Annotated in this window: 16 protein-coding genes; 7 read left to right on the top strand and 9 right to left on the bottom strand. The window is 61.9% G+C overall.

The window, feature by feature from the left end:
* Positions 1 to 17 precede the first annotated feature (17 nt).
* On the top strand, positions 18 to 1,625 hold the full coding sequence (locus tag NN662_RS08760) for a fumarate hydratase (protein WP_261929898.1): 1,608 nt from the start codon (positions 18 to 20) through the stop codon (positions 1,623 to 1,625).
* Between the two features lie 233 nt (positions 1,626 to 1,858).
* Positions 1,859 to 2,926 carry a GGDEF domain-containing protein gene (locus tag NN662_RS08755; RefSeq protein ID WP_261929897.1) on the top strand — a complete coding sequence of 356 codons (1,068 nt, stop codon included), beginning with the start codon at positions 1,859 to 1,861 and terminating at the stop codon, positions 2,924 to 2,926.
* 95 nt (positions 2,927 to 3,021) lie between these two features.
* Here the strand turns inward: NN662_RS08755 and NN662_RS08750 are convergent, their stop codons facing one another.
* Together NN662_RS08750 and NN662_RS08745 are read right to left on the bottom strand one after the other, a co-directional pair.
* Positions 3,022 to 3,639: a pyridoxamine 5'-phosphate oxidase family protein gene (locus NN662_RS08750; protein WP_261929896.1), complete on the bottom strand. Its 618-nt coding sequence runs from the start codon at positions 3,637 to 3,639 to the stop codon at positions 3,022 to 3,024.
* Positions 3,640 to 3,704: 65 nt separating this feature from the next.
* Entirely contained in the window at positions 3,705 to 4,607 is a 903-nt protein-coding gene (locus NN662_RS08745) for an alpha/beta hydrolase (protein WP_261929895.1), read from the bottom strand.
* A 47-nt stretch (positions 4,608 to 4,654) separates the two neighbouring features.
* On the opposite strand from NN662_RS08745, the gene NN662_RS08740 reads away from it, so the two are divergent.
* Entirely contained in the window at positions 4,655 to 5,122 is a 468-nt protein-coding gene (locus NN662_RS08740) for a MarR family winged helix-turn-helix transcriptional regulator (RefSeq protein WP_261929894.1), read from the top strand.
* An 87-nt stretch (positions 5,123 to 5,209) separates the two neighbouring features.
* Here the strand turns inward: NN662_RS08740 and NN662_RS08735 are convergent, their stop codons facing one another.
* The 5 genes from NN662_RS08735 to NN662_RS08715 all read right to left on the bottom strand — a co-directional run bounded on the left by NN662_RS08735 (position 5,210) and on the right by NN662_RS08715 (position 10,007).
* A complete protein-coding gene (locus NN662_RS08735; RefSeq protein WP_261929893.1) occupies positions 5,210 to 5,461 on the bottom strand; it encodes a hypothetical protein in 252 nt (83 codons plus the stop codon).
* 426 nt (positions 5,462 to 5,887) lie between these two features.
* Positions 5,888 to 6,706, bottom strand: a complete 819-nt coding sequence (murI, locus tag NN662_RS08730) for a glutamate racemase (RefSeq protein ID WP_261929892.1) — start codon at positions 6,704 to 6,706, stop codon at positions 5,888 to 5,890.
* Between the two features lie 9 nt (positions 6,707 to 6,715).
* Positions 6,716 to 8,695, bottom strand: coding sequence for an FUSC family protein (locus NN662_RS08725; RefSeq protein WP_261929891.1), 1,980 nt, complete (start codon positions 8,693 to 8,695; stop codon positions 6,716 to 6,718).
* A gap of 61 nt (positions 8,696 to 8,756) precedes the next feature.
* A complete protein-coding gene (locus NN662_RS08720) occupies positions 8,757 to 9,572 on the bottom strand; it encodes an RNA methyltransferase (RefSeq protein ID WP_261929890.1) in 816 nt (271 codons plus the stop codon).
* A gap of 102 nt (positions 9,573 to 9,674) precedes the next feature.
* Positions 9,675 to 10,007: a winged helix-turn-helix transcriptional regulator gene (locus NN662_RS08715; RefSeq protein ID WP_261929889.1), complete on the bottom strand. Its 333-nt coding sequence runs from the start codon at positions 10,005 to 10,007 to the stop codon at positions 9,675 to 9,677.
* Positions 10,008 to 10,108: 101 nt separating this feature from the next.
* Here NN662_RS08715 and NN662_RS08710 point away from each other — a divergent pair, with 101 nt between their 5' ends.
* Positions 10,109 to 10,828 (top strand): MBL fold metallo-hydrolase, encoded by a 720-nt coding sequence (locus NN662_RS08710; protein ID WP_261929888.1) that lies wholly within the window; start codon positions 10,109 to 10,111, stop codon positions 10,826 to 10,828.
* A gap of 15 nt (positions 10,829 to 10,843) precedes the next feature.
* Here the strand turns inward: NN662_RS08710 and NN662_RS08705 are convergent, their stop codons facing one another.
* Positions 10,844 to 11,494 (bottom strand): hypothetical protein, encoded by a 651-nt coding sequence (locus tag NN662_RS08705; protein WP_261929887.1) that lies wholly within the window; start codon positions 11,492 to 11,494, stop codon positions 10,844 to 10,846.
* Positions 11,495 to 11,802: 308 nt separating this feature from the next.
* Between NN662_RS08705 and NN662_RS08700 the strand changes: the two genes are divergently transcribed.
* From NN662_RS08700 to NN662_RS08690, 3 genes are all read left to right on the top strand, one after another.
* A complete protein-coding gene (locus tag NN662_RS08700; RefSeq protein ID WP_261929886.1) occupies positions 11,803 to 13,017 on the top strand; it encodes an NADP-dependent isocitrate dehydrogenase in 1,215 nt (404 codons plus the stop codon).
* Positions 13,018 to 13,138: 121 nt separating this feature from the next.
* Entirely contained in the window at positions 13,139 to 13,765 is a 627-nt protein-coding gene (locus NN662_RS08695) for a glutathione S-transferase family protein (RefSeq protein WP_261929885.1), read from the top strand.
* Positions 13,766 to 13,921: 156 nt separating this feature from the next.
* A complete protein-coding gene (locus tag NN662_RS08690) occupies positions 13,922 to 15,595 on the top strand; it encodes a SulP family inorganic anion transporter (protein ID WP_261929884.1) in 1,674 nt (557 codons plus the stop codon).
* On the opposite strand, the gene NN662_RS08685 is transcribed toward NN662_RS08690, so the two are convergent.
* On the bottom strand, positions 15,581 to 16,819 hold the full coding sequence (locus tag NN662_RS08685) for a GGDEF domain-containing protein (protein WP_261929883.1): 1,239 nt from the start codon (positions 16,817 to 16,819) through the stop codon (positions 15,581 to 15,583). The two genes, NN662_RS08690 and NN662_RS08685, sit on opposite strands and share 15 nt — an antisense overlap.
* Between the last annotated feature and the right edge of the window lie 135 nt (positions 16,820 to 16,954).

The following is a 16,954-nucleotide window of genomic DNA, read 5'->3' as shown; positions in this document are numbered from 1 at the left end:
CATGAAAGGCATTGCATATGGCTGACGACCTTTTTCCGCTTGGCAAGGACGAAACCCCTTACCGCAAGCTCTCCTCCGACCATGTTTCGGTCGACACCTTCAAGGGGCAGGAAATCCTGACGGTCGAGCCGGAGGGAATGCGGCTGCTCGCCGAGGCTGCGTTTGCAGACATCAACCACCTCCTGCGTCCCGCGCACCTCAAGCAGCTCGCCTCGATCCTCGAGGATCCGGAAGCGACCGACAATGATCGCTTCGTCGCCTACGATCTCCTGAAGAACGCCAACATCGCCGCCGGCGGCGTGCTTCCGATGTGCCAGGATACTGGCACGGCCATCATCATGGGCAAGAAGGGCCGCCGCGTCTGGACGGAAGGCGGCGACTATTCGGCGCTCGCCAAGGGCGTTCTCGACGCCTACGAACACAAGCATCTGCGCTATTCCCAGCTCGCGCCGATCAAGATGTTCGAGGAAAAGAACACCAAGAACAACCTGCCGGCCCAGATCGACATATATGAGGAAGGCACCGACAGCTACGACTTCCTGTTCGTCGCCAAGGGCGGCGGCTCGGCCAACAAGACCTTCCTGTATCAGGGAACGCCATCGCTGCTGACCCACGACCGGATGATCGACTTCCTCAAGGAGAAGATCCTGACGCTTGGAACGGCAGCCTGCCCCCCCTACCATCTGGCGATCGTCATCGGCGGCACATCGGCCGAGATGAACCTGAAGACGGTAAAGCTCGCCTCCACCAAATATCTCGACGCTCTTCCGACCAGCGGCTCGGAATCCGGACACGCCTTCCGCGACGTCGAAATGGAGAAGGAAATCCACAAGCTGACCCAGCAGATGGGCGTCGGCGCCCAGTTCGGCGGCAAATATTTCTGTCACGACGTCCGCGTCATCCGCCTGCCGCGCCACGGCGCGTCGCTGCCGATCGGGCTTGGCGTTTCCTGTTCCGCCGACCGCCAGGCCAAGGGCAAGATCACCAGGGACGGGATCTTCCTCGAAGCGCTCGAAACCGATCCGTCGAAATACATGCCGGAGGTCGATGAGGCCGCCCTCTCCTCCTCCGTGGTCAAGATCGACCTCAACCAGCCGATGAGCGCCATTCTCGCCGAACTGTCGAAGCATCCGGTCAAGACGCGTCTGTCGCTGTCCGGCACGATCATCGTCGCCCGCGACCTGGCCCACTCGAAGATCCGCGAACGGCTGGAAAACGGCGAAGGCATGCCGGACTACATGAAGAACCACCCGGTCTACTACGCCGGTCCGGCCAAGACGCCGGAAGGCATGCCATCCGGATCGTTCGGGCCGACGACCGCGGGCCGCATGGACTCTTACGTCGACCAGTTCCAGTCATTTGGCGGCTCCATGGTCATGCTGGCCAAGGGCAACCGCTCGCGCCAGGTGCGCGAGGCCTGCAAGACGCATCGCGGCTTCTATCTCGGCTCCATCGGCGGCCCGGCTGCGCGCCTGGCACAGGACTGCATCCGCAAGGTTGACGTTTTGGAATATCCGGAACTCGGCATGGAAGCCGTCTGGAAAATCGAAGTCGAAGACTTCCCAGCCTTTATCGTCATTGATGATAAAGGCAATGACTTCTTTCAGGAACTGAACCTCGGTTAGTATATTACCCAAAAATGATCGCGGCGACCAAGATTACGGTCGCCGCGCTCATTCAGAAAAAGACAAATAAAGCCGTTTCATATCAATTATTTATTTCACAGCATATAACCGGTTGACGTTACGAAACGTCGGCAAGCGATGCTTCAGATTTCGCTGATTTAATCCTTTCCAAAGAATTTCTGCCTATGCTCGAAAATAATTGCATAAGCTGAATTCTTTCTTCGGAGCCTGTCATGAGTGGCCTACCAGCCTCCAAGGCGCATGTGCCTGACATCGCGGGGCAAGTCACCTACGCCATGCGGACAATGGGCGTCGCACCCATTCCCAGGAACTATGAACTATTCTACGAAGCCTATATCGGCTCCAATCCGACACTGACGAAGGAACTTGCGAGCCTCGGCGGCAAGGCAACCCAGGCGGAACTCGATTCGATCGGGGAACGATACTTCGCCGCCCATCAGCCGCGCGTCGTGGACAATGCTCACACACGCATCCTCGGAGAACTGGATTCGTTGATGCGCCTGCTCAAGCAGGAACAGTCCTCGCTGGAAAGCTACAGCAAGCTGCTCGGCGAGACCTACAGCCGCATCTCGACCAAGAACACCTCGAGCGCCGACCTTCTGCGCAACGCCATCCAGCTCTTGAGCGACGCCACCGGCAATACGATGGCTCACGGCGCCAAGACGGTGGAGAGCGTGGTCGTCAGGTCGCAGGAGATGGATCAGGTCCGGCAGGAGCTCGACGAATACAAGCGTATCGCCAACACCGATTCGCTGACGCGCCTCAGCAACCGCCGCGCCTTCGACGAGAAGCTGGCCTCGATCTACGACAGCCCTCTCGGCCGCAACAATGTCGGTCTGGTGATCGCGGACATCGACCACTTCAAGCGCGTCAATGACACCTACGGCCATCCGGTCGGCGACAAGATTCTCGCCACAGTCGCCAACGTCATCAAGGCCAACCTCCGCCGCGACGTCTTCGTCGCCCGCACCGGCGGCGAGGAATTCGCGCTTATCGTCGACGGCACCAGCGAGGAAGAACTCGTCAACATCTGCGAACGCATCCGCATGTCGCTCGAGCGCACGCCGTTCAAGAATTCCAAGACCGGCGTGAACTACGGACCCATCACCATGTCGCTCGGCTCATGCCTTGCCGGCCAGGCCGATGATCCGGGCGATCTCTACAACAAGTGCGACATCGCGCTCTATTGCGCCAAGAATGCCGGCCGCAACAAGTCGGCCCATTTCGAAGACGGCATGAAGAAGGAATTCCAGAAGGGCTGGCTGATCTACAAGCGGTAGAAACACGCGCCAGTGCACAAGCTTGGAAGCGCCCATCGTGGGCGCTTCTTGCGTTTTGGGTCGCGGCGTTCACAACCCTGTAGACCCGGCACGCGTCACCACATGGTCTTGCGGGCACGCTCCGGCCATTCGCGATCGTAAGTATCCTTGTCGAAGCCCGCCTTGGCTGCCTTGATCATCGCACCGGCGCTCGGCAATGCAGAGGCATCGTGAAACCGTTCCGGGTTCCAGAGATCGGCCCGCATGACGGCACGGGCGCACTGGAAATAGACCTCGTCTATCGTTGTGACGATCACGGTGCGTGGCTTTTTGCCATCGATCTCGAAGCGGTCGACGACCGACGGGTCGGTGGTGATCACCGCCTGGCCGTTCACCCGCATCACGGTGGCCGAACCGGGGATCAGGAACATAAGCGACACCCGCGGATCGCGCACGATGTTGCGCAGCGAATCGATCCGGTTGTTGCCGCGCCAGTCCGGCAGCAGAACCGTCCTGTCGTCCTCGATCGTCACGACGCCATCCGGTTCGCCGCGCGGCGAACAGTCGAGACCTTCCGGGCCGACAGTGGCGAGCGCCACGAAGGGCGAGGCTTCGATCATCTGCCGGTATTCCGCCGTCAGATGCGACGTCACCTTCGCCACCGATGCATCGGCAAGCCCGGACAAGCCGCCATAGATGGCCTCAAGCGCTTCGATCGACGTGATGGTGGACATGGAAACATCCTCGGATTGCAGAACGATGGCTGTTGCTATCACACTCGCCCGAGAACGGAAATCCGTCAGGCCACCGCGCTACCTTCAACCTGCCTCAAAAACGCGGTGACCTCGGCAATGACGGCCGCATCGCTGATGATCCGCCGATGGCCGAGGCCGTTTGCCCAGTAGAGGCGCACATCGCCACCGCTGTTGGCGTAGCGCAGGGCGTGCGAGGCCGCGACCTCCTTGTCGTCCTCGGCATGAACCGTCAGCACCGGGATCGACAGCCGGTCCATGCCGGCGGCAATGTCGAAGGCCTCGATGCCGACACCGGCGACATGCCGGACCCGCTCCATCATGTGGCCCAGCCCCTTCCGGGAAAGTCCGGCCATGCCGGCAAACCGCCGAAAGACACCCGCCATCTCGCTCGGCGAGGCGATCGTGACGATTTTTCCCGGCATTACCGGCGGGATGGAGGGGATGATTCCGCCGGCAGCGACCATCAGCGCCGCGCCGCCAAAGGAGTGTCCGACGGCACTGTCGAAGGGGCCGTACAAGTCCGCGGCTGCAGCAATCGCCTGCACCGCCTTCAGCATGTTGAATCGGTTGCCCGAGGAGCGGCCATGGCCCGGAAAGTCGATGACGATCACCTCGAAGCCCAGCTTGGCAATGGCCGCCGACAGCGGCGCCATATATTCCGCCCGCGAACCCCAGCCATGGACTACCACGACCGTCGGCGCAGTCTGGTTCCTTGCGCCAAACCGGTACCCGGCAACCCTGTCCTGACCGGTCGTAAAGCTGATTCTCTCCGCTGCAGAAAACAGGGCCTCGCCGGCCTGAAAGACACGTCTCGCCCGATCACCCTTCGGCTGTCGCGCCGGTGTCAGGCTGAACAATTCGAACGCCAGCCGTCCGGCAAGCCTCGGCGACACCTTTTCGGTTGCATGCAACGCCAGCCGGGTGACCTTCAACGAAAACGATGCCATAGTGAGAAATCCGATTAATGTTCAATGATGAACAATAAAGTACAACGATGAACAAAAATCAATCCCTGCCCTGGGATCATCCACGTTTCCGCAGCTGGATCGCCGTCGGACGGGCTTGCCAGCTGATGCAACAGGTTCTGACCCGCGCCCTGGCAGACCTCGACATCAAGCCGCCGCATCTCGATATCCTCGCCAATCTCTACAGGCACGATGGACTGACCCAGCAGGAACTTGCGCGCAAACTGCTGGTTGGCCGCTCCAACATGAGCATGCTGCTGCCGCAGATGGAAAAGCGCGGCCTGATCGAGCGCAAGGGCGATCCGCGCGACAAGCGCGTGCTGCGGCTGAGCCTGACGGAGCACGGTCGCGACATAGCTGAAAAGGCACTGAAAATTCAGACGGAGGTCATCGACAAGACCTTGTCGCCGACACCGATCGAGCAATGCCTGCAATTGGCAGAGGTCATGGAAGAGACCTTCCACCGTCTTCAGGACATGGAAGACCAGTACGACTGACCGATGCCCGGGGCACCTTTCCTAAAACCGCATTCCCCGACATGAAAAGAAGCCCCGGGCCGCCTTCGCAGCCCGGGGCATGAACAATCACCATCTGACGTCCCAGACGCTCAGCGGACGCATTCCGTTGAGTTGAGTGGGACCCCGCGGCTCGGCGGGCAGGCCGATGTCGCGCCGGAGACGATCATCCAGATGCGCCTCCCTCAGCTTGACGACGGTCTGGCGACGCCGATGCAGCGCCTTGGCGAATGCAGCGAGCATCTGCCACGCGCCGTGCTTGTTGATCATGTCATCCAGTGCGAAAGCGAGGCTGTCCGCACGAACAGTTTGCTGTTCCATAATGTTACCTTTTGCACCGGCCCGACGATGGACGGACCGGTCCCTTGTTGAGGTTGAAGTTTTGGACGGATCGCCGGAAATGAGGACACAATTGTCCCCTGTGGCGAAACGTCATTCAGGTTTTAGGAAGGTGCCCCGTGAGGCGATCACATGCGGGTGAGATAACCCGCAATGCCCACGACGATTCCGGCAGGGAAGCAGCCACGTCGAGAGGCGCCAACACCGAGGCGTGTCGTAGAAAAAGCATTAAACATCTTACGCCCCCTTCTGAGGTTGGTGTTGGATGATGGCAAGATACATGAGGACCGGCTTTGCACAAGCCGCCATTTCCCGCATCACGCGCATAGGCGCAACCTGTGGTTTTTCTGCCACAGACCTTATTGCGGGTGACTGGCGAGCATCATGCGCCGGCAGGCGACCCGGCCCTCACCGTGCCGCTACCTTGAGACCAAAACCCTGCATCAGCCGAACCGTCGAAAAGTCCGGACTGCCGGACGTGAAGAACGCGGTGTCCTGCGCTTCCCCTGCTCCGCCGCCAGCCGTTTCTGGCACCACACGGCGCACCTGCCGCGCAATCGCCTCGGCCGGGTCGAGCCAGTCCACCGGCCAGGGCGCCAGTTTGCGAAAGACATTCGCCATGAACGGGTAGTGAGTACAGGCAAGCACGACGATATCGGTCTTGCGGCCATCCTTTTCGAGAAAGCACTGGCTGATCTCGGAGAGCACGGCGTCAGTGTCGACGGGTTCGCGGCGAATATAGGCCTCTGCCATCGCTGCCAGATTGACCGAGCCGACGAGGCGGACATGGCACTGGCTGGCAAAGGACTGGATGAGGTCGCGGGTATAGGCGCGCTTCACGGTGCCCGGCGTCGCCAACACGGAGACGAGGCCCGAACGGGTCCGCTCAGCCGCCGGCTTGATGGCCGGCACGGTCCCCACGAATGTCATGTCAGGAAATGCCGCCCGGAGCGCCGCGCCCGCCAGCGTGAAGGCGGTGTTGCAGGCAATCACGCAAGCCACCGGATCATAGGTGGCGATCAGCTCGGCAAACAGGGTGAGAATGCGCTCCGTCAGCGCCGCCTCTTCCCAGTTTCCGTAGGGAAAACCGGCGTCGTCGGCGACATAGACGAACCGGCGCTCCGGGATCAGAACTCGCGCCTCGCGCAGGACCGTCAGCCCGCCAATTCCCGAATCGAACACCAGAACCGGTCGGTCGCCGCCATCACCCTGCGCATTCAATGCCATTGCCACCCGTCACCCCGCCATGGAAGGAGCATCGGCATCGGGATAGAAGCGCGTCAGTGTCGCTTCCAGCATGCCGAGACTGTCGCTTATCTTTCGCCTCTCGAAATTGGCAGTATCAAGGCGTGCGCTGGTGCGCAGCCGCTCAAGATAGAAACAATCCGCCTTTCGCTCCGCCAGCGCGTCGATCTCCGACAGCAGATCGCCGATCAGCGCGAGAAGCGGCTCCGTCCTCTTGGCATTTCCAACGGAAACATTGCGCGCGAACAACCTCGCCCAATAGGTCGCCGCGCGGTGCAGGGCCAGTGTCTGACGGACATGGCCTGGGCGGACCACCAGCTGCCATGGCGCGCCGAGCGGCCGCGCCGCCGTCACAAGTTTGCCATAGGCCTTGTCCAGCCGGTGCGACAGGTCGATCAACTCGGCACCGCGCTCCTCAGACCGCGTCGCCTCCAGCAAGGACTTCAATGCCGCATACCAGTCCGCTTCTGCCTTGTTGAGGGTCGCCCGCGTGCGCGTCGGAAAGACTGTCGCCGACACCAGAATGCCCGCGACCGAGCCGATCAGTGTTTCCTCGACGCGAAGCCACATCAGGTCGAGCGTCAGAACGCCCATCAGCGCATAGGCAAGCGCGATGACGATCGAGATGAAGAAGGTCATCCGGCCGTAGGAAACCGGCAGGTTGTAGAAGGCGAGGAAGATGCTGGCGAGCGCCAGGAAGGCGAGGATCAGCGGGTGCGCGCCGAAGGCAACGGCGAGGACAAGACCGGCAACGATGCCGACCGGCGTCCCGACCGCGCGTTGCACCGCCTTCATCGCCGTGTCGCCACGTGACTGGGTGTTGATGAACACGAGGAAGGCGCTGAGAACCGCCCAGAACCAGCGTTCGCGCGAAAGCGCCAGTCCAGCCGCCATGGCGATCGCCGCCGCAAGCGTGATCTGGATGGCCGTCCTGACCGCCGGATGCTTGAAGCTCAGCCGCACCGGTCCTGAACTGCCGGAGACTGGAGACGCCGATGCGAGAGCGGTGATTTTCGCCGCCTGCTGCAAGACATTCGATCGCGCATCCGCCAGCCAGGCGATGGTCGCAGCGCTCTGATCAGCCTCGGTACCGGACGCTTCGCTGTCGCCACCCTTGTTGCCCTGACCATCCCGGTTGAGGGCGGCCCGCAGAATGCTGCGGGGCGGCAGCGCCTTCTGCGCGGCAACGATCGCGCTTTCCGCCGCCAGCTGCAGTTCGATCAGCCCGACGCGAAGATCGACAACCGCCTCGTTCTGTCCGCCCTCATCCGGGCCGAGCGCGCCGATGGCGGACAACACCGTGCCCTTCAGCCGCTGCGCCTGCACACGAAGCGCGTCGCTGTCCGCCCTGGCAAGCACTCCGCCCCGCTCCGAGGCCTCTTCCAGCGTGACGAGGATTTCCTCGCAGCGATGCAGTGTCGCCCTCACCGCCCCGCGCATGCTGGCAATCGGGTTTTCACGAATGACGACGAAACGCACCGTCTGCGCGACGGCCGCCGATATCGCGATGCCGACGGTCGCCCACGGCACGTCTGCAAGGGCCGGATGAAAATAGGCGGCCATGAAGTAGGCCATGAAGGCATACATGCCGACGGCATTCCAGCGCGGACCGAAAGCGCGTCCGACGCAGGCGACGAAGATGACGGCGAGAAATGCAAGATCCGATACCAGCCGGTACTCTTCCAGCAGGGTCGCAAGCGTGACCGAAAGTCCGGCCGCGACAACGCCGGTCGCGCGGGTGACGAACTGCGCCGGACCCGTCGTTTCACGGACCATCAGCACGCCCTGGACGGACAGAATGATGCCGAGACCGTAGGCGGCCACCGGCAAGGCGTGCACATGGCTTGAAAACAGGTAGATCAGCCCGAGCGACAGGCAGACACTGACGACCACGCGACTGCCGAGGCGAAGCCGCATGAGGGTCGGATCTCCGGCAAGAAGCATGTTCCTCAAACGCAGGCGTTCGAGCATCGGTGGCGACTCCGTTTCACCTTGGGATGGAACAGACCCGGCAAAGGTCCGTCAAGGCCGCTCAGCCCTCGCTGTCGTCATCGACGGCTTCGGGCGCGCCTTTTCCCCGCGGGTTTTTGCGGCTGTAGCGGTCGAAGGTGGCGAACACGCCGCGCAGCACGCTGATCTCCTGCCCGGTAAAGGCGCGACGCGACAGCACCGCCCGCAAATTCTCGATCATTCGCGGCTTTTTGCCCTCCGGGCGGAAATAGCCGCGGGCATCGAGCGCCTCTTCCACCTGCCCGAACAGGCCGAACAGCTCCTCCTTCGTCGCCGGCCGCTGCTCGACGGCGGCAAACGGCGTCTCGCCCAGATCCTCCATGCCGGACTTCATCCATTCATAGGACATCAGCAGCACCGCCTGGGCGATATTGAGCGAGGCGAAGGCGGGATTGACCGGAAAGGTGACGATTTCGTCGGCGAGCGCCACCTCCTCGTTCGTCAGTCCCCAGCGCTCGCGTCCGAACAGGATGCCGGTGCGCTCGCCGGCCTTAAAGCGGCCCCGCAGCGTTGTCGCGGCGATCACCGGCGACCGCACCGGCTTGAACCCGTCGCGCTGGCGCGCCGTCGTCGCATAGACGAAATTGAGATCGGCGATCGCCTCCTCCAGCGTGTCGAAAACCCTGGTGGCGTCGATGACGTGATCGGCCTTCGACGCTGCCGATCGCGCCTTTTCCGACGGCCAGCCGTCGCGCGGATTGACCAGACGCAGCTCCGCCAGTCCGAAATTCGCCATGGCACGCGCCACCATGCCGATGTTTTCGCCAAGCTGCGGCTCGACGAGAATGATCGCCGGGCCTTCGGCCAGAAGTTCGCGTTCGCTGTTGGTGCCTGCCATCGGATGCCTTCGGTCTTTGCAAAATTCGGCGTCTCACTGGCACAGAACGGCGGGGAAATCAAAGGTTCCGCGAAGCCGGGCCGAGGTTCCGGGTGAAACCCCTCAATGCGCCGCGTGCTCTTCGCCCCACGCGTAAAGCTTAAGGAAGATCGGCCCCAGCGCCTCTCCGGATGCCGTCAGCGAATATTCGGTCTTCGGCGGCACGACCGCATAGACCCGGCGGTCAACGACGCCGGCATCCTCCAATTCGCGCAATTGCTGCGTCAATGTCTTGTGGCTGATGGTTGGGATCGCCTTCTGCAGCTCACCGAAACGCCGGACCCCGCCGCCGAGCGCGAAGAGGATTGCCGGCTTCCATTTGCCGCTGATCGTCTCCAACGCGCGGACCGCAGGACAGTTGAGGGGATCGAGCTTGTGCCACTCGCTGATGTCCATCGTTACCTCCGGGTGCGTTTCGCACAAAAAAGTGCATTCTTTTCAATGATTAAACGAGCATTTATCTGTGCTGCCGGCAGCCAGGCAGAAGGGATCCACTAGTGCAGCACAAGATCGTCCGAATTCCCATCGCACCTTTCTATATGATCAACGCCTATCTCGTCATCTCGGACGGCGGAGCGATCATCGTCGATACCGGCCTCCCCGGCTCGGCGCCCCGCTTCCTGACAGCCCTGAAGCGAGAGGGCCTGCGGCCGACCGATGTCAGGCTGATCGTCGTCACCCATGCGCATGTCGATCATGCCGGCGGCGCGGCACGCCTGCGCGAACTGACCGGCGCCCCGATCCTTGCGCACCGCGAAGACCGTTGCTTCTATGCTCAGGAAAGACCGGTGCACTATTGTCCGACCGGACCGTTCGGCCGCCTGTTCAAGGCCTCCGGCCTCGCCAGTGCCGCGTATGACGGTTTCGAGGCCGATATCGAACTTGCCGGTGCGGAAGTGTTTTCCCTACTCCCCTTCGGCATTGCCGGCAGCGTGCGCCATACGCCCGGCCATACCGGCGGGTCGCTCTCGGTCGAACTGGATGACCGTAACATGCTCGTCAGCGACCTGATCTCCTCCGGCATCTTGCTTGGCGGCATCATTCGCCTCAAGACGCCAAAGCGGCCGCCCTTCGAGGACGATCCAGCCCTTGTCGCCATGCAACTGCAATCGCTGCTCGATGTAGGCGGTCAACATTTTCATATCGGCCACGGCGCGATGCTCGGGCGCCAGCAAATCGCACGCCACATTCAAACCCTCGAAAGGCTGAGCCGCTAGTCACCATCCGGTGACTTACTGCTTCTGGGCGAGATAATCCTGCATGATCTTCTTGAACGAGTCCTGCTCTTCATCACCCCGCTTGACGACGATGTCGTCGATCACCGGCTTGCCGTTCTCCTCGATCACCCGGAAATGCGTCTGCGTCACCGCTTCGGAATCGTTGTCGTCGCCGAAGCAGCTCTCGGCCTTGAAGCTGGCGACCACATCGTAGACGCCGTCCTTTTCACCGGCGAGTTTCACGTCCACATCCTTCAGCGGGCAGAAATCCTGCGCACCGATGACCGGCTCGTAGTCGATGAAAGGTTCGTCCTTTTCCGCAGCCCGCTGCGAGCCCTCGCGGTAGAGCTTGGCGATCTCGGCGCTGAAATCGCGGTCGAGCCATTCGTCGGAAAGATAGTCGATATAGGGAATGTCGGAATCCTCGTCGCCGCCGTCGGTCGCCTGCGCGTCGCCACTGGCGCCCTGTGCCGACTGGTCGCCCGTCGACTGGTTGTCCGTCCCCGTGTCGCTGTCTTCGCCCGAGGCGCCGTCCGGCCCGGCATTGGTGACGACCGCCTGCATGACTTCCTTGACCGGCACGAGCGGATCGACGCCGGCCTGCGCGGCCACGGTCGAAGACAGCAGGGAAACAACAAAAAGAGCACAGAGGGATCCGGTTTTCATCAGTCTGACCTTCCTGAAAAAGGCGGCACCGGACGACATATCCGGCAACGCGGCGCGATCGCCCGTCGATTAGCAGCTTTTTGCGACGTTCCCTATCGGCCAGAAGGCCGCGGGCGGCAAAAAATCACCGGCCGTTGCAGCCGTGCACGCGGCCGGGGCAGCAAGAAGACAAATTGCCGGCAGCGGCCGCGATTTTCTCGCACTTTCGCCGCTCCTTATCTTTGCCTTGCCGCGTCACAATGCTATAGGCGACCGGATTTCATTCTTCCGGGCGTTGCGCCCCATTGAGCGAACAAGAAGAGGCATTCATGGAAAAGATCAAGGTAGCAAACCCTGTCGTCGATCTCGACGGCGACGAGATGACCCGCATCATCTGGCAGTTCATCAAGGACAAGCTGATCCTCCCCTACCTTGATCTCGAGATCGAATATTACGACCTCTCGGTCGAAAACCGCGACGCCACCGACGACCAGGTCACCGTCGATGCCGCAAACGCCATCAAGAAGCACGGCGTCGGCGTCAAGTGCGCCACGATCACGCCGGACGAAGCCCGCGTCGAGGAATTCGGCCTGAAGAAGATGTGGAAGTCGCCGAACGGCACCATCCGCAACATTCTCGGCGGCGTCATCTTCCGCGAACCGATCATCATGAAGAACGTTCCGCGCCTCGTTCCGGGCTGGACCAAGCCGATCATCGTCGGCCGTCACGCCTTCGGCGACCAGTACCGCGCCACCGACTTCAAGTTCCCCGGCAAGGGCAAGCTGTCGATCAAGTTCGTCGGCGACGACGGCCAGACGATCGAGCACGACGTCTTCGACGCGCCCTCCTCCGGCGTTGCCATGGCCATGTACAACCTCGACGACTCGATCAAGGATTTCGCCCGCGCATCGTTCAACTATGCCCTGCAGCGCGGCGTTCCCTGCTACCTGTCGACCAAGAACACCATCCTCAAGGCCTATGACGGCCGCTTCAAGGATCTGTTCCAGGAAGTCTTCGACGCCGAGTTCAAGGACAAGTTCGACGCCGCCAAGCTGTGGTACGAGCACCGCCTGATCGACGACATGGTCGCGTCCGCGCTGAAGTGGTCCGGCGGCTATGTCTGGGCCTGCAAGAACTACGACGGCGACGTCCAGTCCGACATCGTCGCCCAGGGCTTCGGCTCGCTCGGCCTGATGACCTCGGTTCTGATGACGCCGGACGGCCAGACGGTCGAAGCCGAAGCCGCCCACGGCACCGTGACCCGTCACTACCGCCAGCACCAGAAGGGCCAGGAAACCTCGACGAACTCGATCGCCTCGATCTTCGCCTGGACGCGTGGCCTCGCGCACCGCGCCAAGCTCGACGACAACGCAGCACTCGCCAAGTTCTCCGAGACGCTGGAAAAGGTCTGCATCGAAACCGTCGAATCCGGCTTCATGACCAAGGACCTGGCGCTGCTGATCGGCCCCGATCAGCCTTGGCTCTCCACCACCGCCTTCCTCGACAAGATCGACGAGAACCTGAAGAAGGCCATGGCAGCCTGATCGGGCTCACCATCGACTTTGACGGAAACCCGGCCTCGCGCCGGGTTTTCTTTTTTAACGACCGTCTTTTCTTCCACACACAAAGACGGCAAAGTCTCCCGAAAACGGACGGGAGGCCGGCATGGCGCAGATCATCTTCTATACGAACCCGATGTCACGCGGCCGCATCGCGCGCTGGATGCTGGAGGAGACCGGCGTTCCCTACGAAGCCCGGATCATCCCCTTCGGCCCGCCGATGAAGACGGACGCCTACAAGGCCGTCAATCCGATGGGCAAGGTGCCTTCCATCCTGCACGGCGATGCCGTCGTCACCGAATGCGCGGCGATCTGCGCCTATCTCGCCGATGCCTATCCCGAGGCCGGCCTTATACCTCGCCCGCACGAACGCGCCGCCTACTATCGCTGGCTGTTCTTCGCCGCCGGCCCGCTGGAAGCCGCCGTCACCAATCGGTCACTCGGTGTCGAAGTTCCCACCGAGCGGCGCGGCATGGTCGGCTACGGCAGCTTCGAAAGGGTCATGGATACGCTGGAAGCGGCCGTCTCTGCCCACCCGTTCATCACCGGCGACCGCTTCACCGCCGCCGACGTCTATGTCGGATCGCACATCGACTGGGGCCTGAAATTCGGCTCTATCGACGACCGTCCCGCCTTCCGCGATTATCATGCCCGCCTGTCCGCGCGGCCGGCCTATCAACGCGCCGAGGCGCTCGACAACGCAGCGGCCGCAGAGATGCAGAAGAACGCCTGACTTTCGATTGTCGCGGCGATCTGAGGCCCCTCCACCGTTCTGATTGAACCGCCTTCACGGTTGGAGCCCTCTTCTTATTCACGAGACTCTGGTGCATCATCGGTCATCTTTCATTGGCCTATGTCCCGGCCAATCTTTCAGGACCGAAGTTTAGCCATGACCGACCGCCTGGTTCCAAAACTCGTCACTGTGTTACAGGAAGGATATTCGTCGGCGCGCTTCAAGCAGGATGCGCTGTCGGGCCTGACGGTCGCGATCGTCGCCCTGCCGCTTTCCATGGCAATCGCCATTGCCTCCGGCGTCACGCCAGACCGCGGCCTGTTTACCGCCATTGTCGGCGGCTTCTTCGTCTCGGCGCTTGGTGGCAGCCGTCACCAGGTCGGCGGACCGGCCGGCGCCTTCATCGTTCTGGTCGCTGCGACGGTCAACCAGTTCGGCGTTGACGGGTTGTTGCTGGCGACAGCGCTCTCCGGCCTGATGATGATGGCCGCCGGCTGGCTGAAGCTCGGCAACTACATCAAGTTCATCCCCTATCCCGTCACTGTCGGCTTTACCGCCGGTATCGGCGTCATCATCTTTTCGAGCCAGATCAAGGATCTCTTGGGGCTGACGCTCGCCGCGCCGGAGGCCGGCCCCATCATTCCCAAATACCAGCAGCTGATCGCATCGCTCGGAACGCTGAACCCATCCGCGCTTGCCATCTCAGCCGGAACGATCCTGCTGATCCTCGCCGTCAAGCGGCTGCGCCCCAACTGGCCGAACATGCTGATCGCCGTGGCGCTCGCGTCACTCGCCGCGGCCCTCCTGTCGCTGCCGGTCGAGACCATCGGCAGCCGCTTCGGCGGCATTCCACGCACCCTTCCCGCCCCGAGCCTGCCGGAAATCAGCCTCGACAAAGTGCTGGCCGTCCTGCCGAGCGCCTTCTCCTTCGCGCTGCTCGGCGCCATCGAATCGCTACTCTCCGCCGTCGTCGCCGACGGCATGACCGGACGCCGCCATCGTTCGAACATGGAACTGGTCGCCCAAGGGGTCGCCAATATCGCCTCGCCGCTCTTCGGCGGCATCTGCGTGACCGGTACGATCGCCCGCACGGCGACCAATGTTCGCGCCGGCGCCACCAGCCCGTTTTCGGGCATGATGCATTCCATCTTCCTGCTTCTCTTCATGCTGATCGCCGCACCGCTCGCGGCCTACATTCCGCTCGCCGCGCTTGCCGGCCTCCTGGCCGTGGTCTCCTACAACATGATCGAGAAGCACGCCTTCGCCGCGCTCATGCGTTCGTCCCGCGGCGACGCCATGGTGCTGATCGTCACGCTGGCGCTCGTCATCTTCCGCGACCTGACGGAGGGCATCATCGGCGGCTTCGCGCTCGGCGCTATGTTGTTCATCAACAGGATGGGCAAGGCGATCGTCGTCAGCGAGGCCGCGCGACGCAATTTTGCGGTGGAGCTGAAAGACGAGGAAAACGAGAAGGAGCGCCCCGTTGTCGCCGACGATCCAGATACCGTCGTCTATCACATCAACGGCGTCTTCTTCTTTGGCGCGGCGGCCACGGTCGGCTCCGTTCTCGACCGCATCGCCGACCAGCGGCGCAACTTCCTGCTCGACTGCTCGTCCGTGCCGTTCATCGATTCCACCGCCGCCAATGTCATCGAAAGCTCGCTGCGCAAGGCCTCGCGTAACAACGTGTCCTACATGATCTGCGGGGCAAGTTACGACACGGCCAAGATGCTGCGTGCGCACGGGGTCGCGGAGCCGCGCGTGGCGTTCTTTGCCACGGTGGACGATGCCCTGAACGCCATCAGATCGTCGCGGTCAAGTGCTGATTGATAACCGTGGATCGCTGACCTGCCGTTCGTCATGCGCCTCAGCCTCCCCGATTGTCTGCAGCGCGTGAACCGGATCATAAAGACAGAGCTGATTGCGCCCCTGTCCCTTTGCCACATAAAGCGCCACGTCAGCGGCGGCCATGAGATTGTCGAAGCCCCCCAGGCCGGCGGCGGAGGTGACGGCACCGATGCTGACAGTTACTCCGGGCACACCTGCCAATATTCCCGGCTCCAGGCTTTCCGTCGCCATCCGGACCGCTTCCAGAACCCCGATCGCGGCCTTTTCCTCCAGTTCACCGATCAGCATCGCGAATTCCTCGCCGCCGATCCGGCCAAACATGGAGGCGCGCGGCAAATGCGCGCTCAGGAGCTCGGCGAATGCCTTGAGAACCTGATCGCCGGCCAGATGCCCGTAGCGGTCATTGATCAGCTTGAAATTGTCGAGATCCATCAGTGCGAAGACAAAAGGCTCGGTCTTGTTCGCGAGATACCGCTCCACGGAGTGAACGAAATGGCTGCGGTTCGGAGCCCCGGTCAGACTGTCGGTTTCCGCGGCAGTCCTGTACCTTGCCTCCGCCCGCTCCTTGATCAGCACGATGATCGACAGGGTCGTGAAAAGCACGTGCACGAAGGCTTCCAGCGTCAGGAATGCAAACCAGGGCGACCAGGCGGTGCCGAGATAAGGGTCGGCCGGACGAATGATGGCGAACGGGATGCGCACGAGATAGGTAACGCTATGGGTGAGGAAGAAAAGGCTGCAGACAAGCGCGGTCGGCAAGCGCTCCTGCTTCCAGCCCGCCCACGCCTCCAGGCAAATGGGCAGCGTATAGGCCGACAGAAGCAACGCCATCAGCATGATGCGATAATTGACGTCGCCGCGCACCCAATCGAGACCTGCAAGGCAACCAAACCAGACCAGCATGCCCAGAAAGGCAAAATGCCATTTCGGATCCTTGCCGAAGAACACCCGGAACCCCGTCCACAGCAGTCCGTATGCCGCAACGGTCAGACCATTGCCGAGACCCACCGTCAGCCAGAATGGCCAACTCGCCCGGAGGGCAAGGAGAACCATCGCGCCCGTCGCCATCCACATCGTCGCGGCCCACAACCGGATTGCCGTGTCCTGCGGGCGAAACACCGCATGAATGGAAAAACCTATTGCCATGAAAACCGTGATGATCGACGTACAGATCATCATCGTCGCGATATTGAGCAGATTTTCCAACTTTGCGCCTTCGGGTCTCGCCGCACACGCCTGTCATCAAGGCGACACGTCCGTCGCCTTCCTGCGAGCACTGATATATCTAACTTATCTCGAAGGCGTGAAAGATTGACTAACCGCCACGTATAAAACACCCGT

The organism is Rhizobium sp. NRK18 (assembly GCF_024385575.1).
In the GTDB taxonomy this organism is placed as follows: Bacteria; Pseudomonadota; Alphaproteobacteria; order Rhizobiales; family Rhizobiaceae; genus JANFMV01.
Note: the sequence above shows the minus strand (reverse complement) of the source record. Positions and strands in the feature narration are given on the sequence as shown.

Excerpts from the sequence above, each read along its gene's own strand:
- NN662_RS08695 (WP_261929885.1), top strand. The coding sequence starts at position 13,139 with ATGGCGCAGATCATCTTCTATACGAACCCGATGTCACGCGGCCGCATC.
- NN662_RS08740 (WP_261929894.1), top strand. The coding sequence starts at position 4,655 with ATGAACAAAAATCAATCCCTGCCCTGGGATCATCCACGTTTCCGCAGC.
- NN662_RS08760 (WP_261929898.1), top strand. The coding sequence starts at position 18 with ATGGCTGACGACCTTTTTCCGCTTGGCAAGGACGAAACCCCTTACCGC.
- murI (WP_261929892.1), bottom strand. The coding sequence starts at position 6,706 with ATGGCATTGAATGCGCAGGGTGATGGCGGCGACCGACCGGTTCTGGTG.
- NN662_RS08715 (WP_261929889.1), bottom strand. The coding sequence starts at position 10,007 with ATGGACATCAGCGAGTGGCACAAGCTCGATCCCCTCAACTGTCCTGCG.
- NN662_RS08750 (WP_261929896.1), bottom strand. The coding sequence starts at position 3,639 with ATGTCCACCATCACGTCGATCGAAGCGCTTGAGGCCATCTATGGCGGC.
- NN662_RS08720 (WP_261929890.1), bottom strand. The coding sequence starts at position 9,572 with ATGGCAGGCACCAACAGCGAACGCGAACTTCTGGCCGAAGGCCCGGCG.
- NN662_RS08755 (WP_261929897.1), top strand. The coding sequence starts at position 1,859 with ATGAGTGGCCTACCAGCCTCCAAGGCGCATGTGCCTGACATCGCGGGG.
- NN662_RS08700 (WP_261929886.1), top strand. The coding sequence starts at position 11,803 with ATGGAAAAGATCAAGGTAGCAAACCCTGTCGTCGATCTCGACGGCGAC.
- NN662_RS08725 (WP_261929891.1), bottom strand. The coding sequence starts at position 8,695 with ATGCTCGAACGCCTGCGTTTGAGGAACATGCTTCTTGCCGGAGATCCG.
- NN662_RS08705 (WP_261929887.1), bottom strand. The coding sequence starts at position 11,494 with ATGAAAACCGGATCCCTCTGTGCTCTTTTTGTTGTTTCCCTGCTGTCT.
- NN662_RS08690 (WP_261929884.1), top strand. The coding sequence starts at position 13,922 with ATGACCGACCGCCTGGTTCCAAAACTCGTCACTGTGTTACAGGAAGGA.
- NN662_RS08745 (WP_261929895.1), bottom strand. The coding sequence starts at position 4,607 with ATGGCATCGTTTTCGTTGAAGGTCACCCGGCTGGCGTTGCATGCAACC.
- NN662_RS08735 (WP_261929893.1), bottom strand. The coding sequence starts at position 5,461 with ATGGAACAGCAAACTGTTCGTGCGGACAGCCTCGCTTTCGCACTGGAT.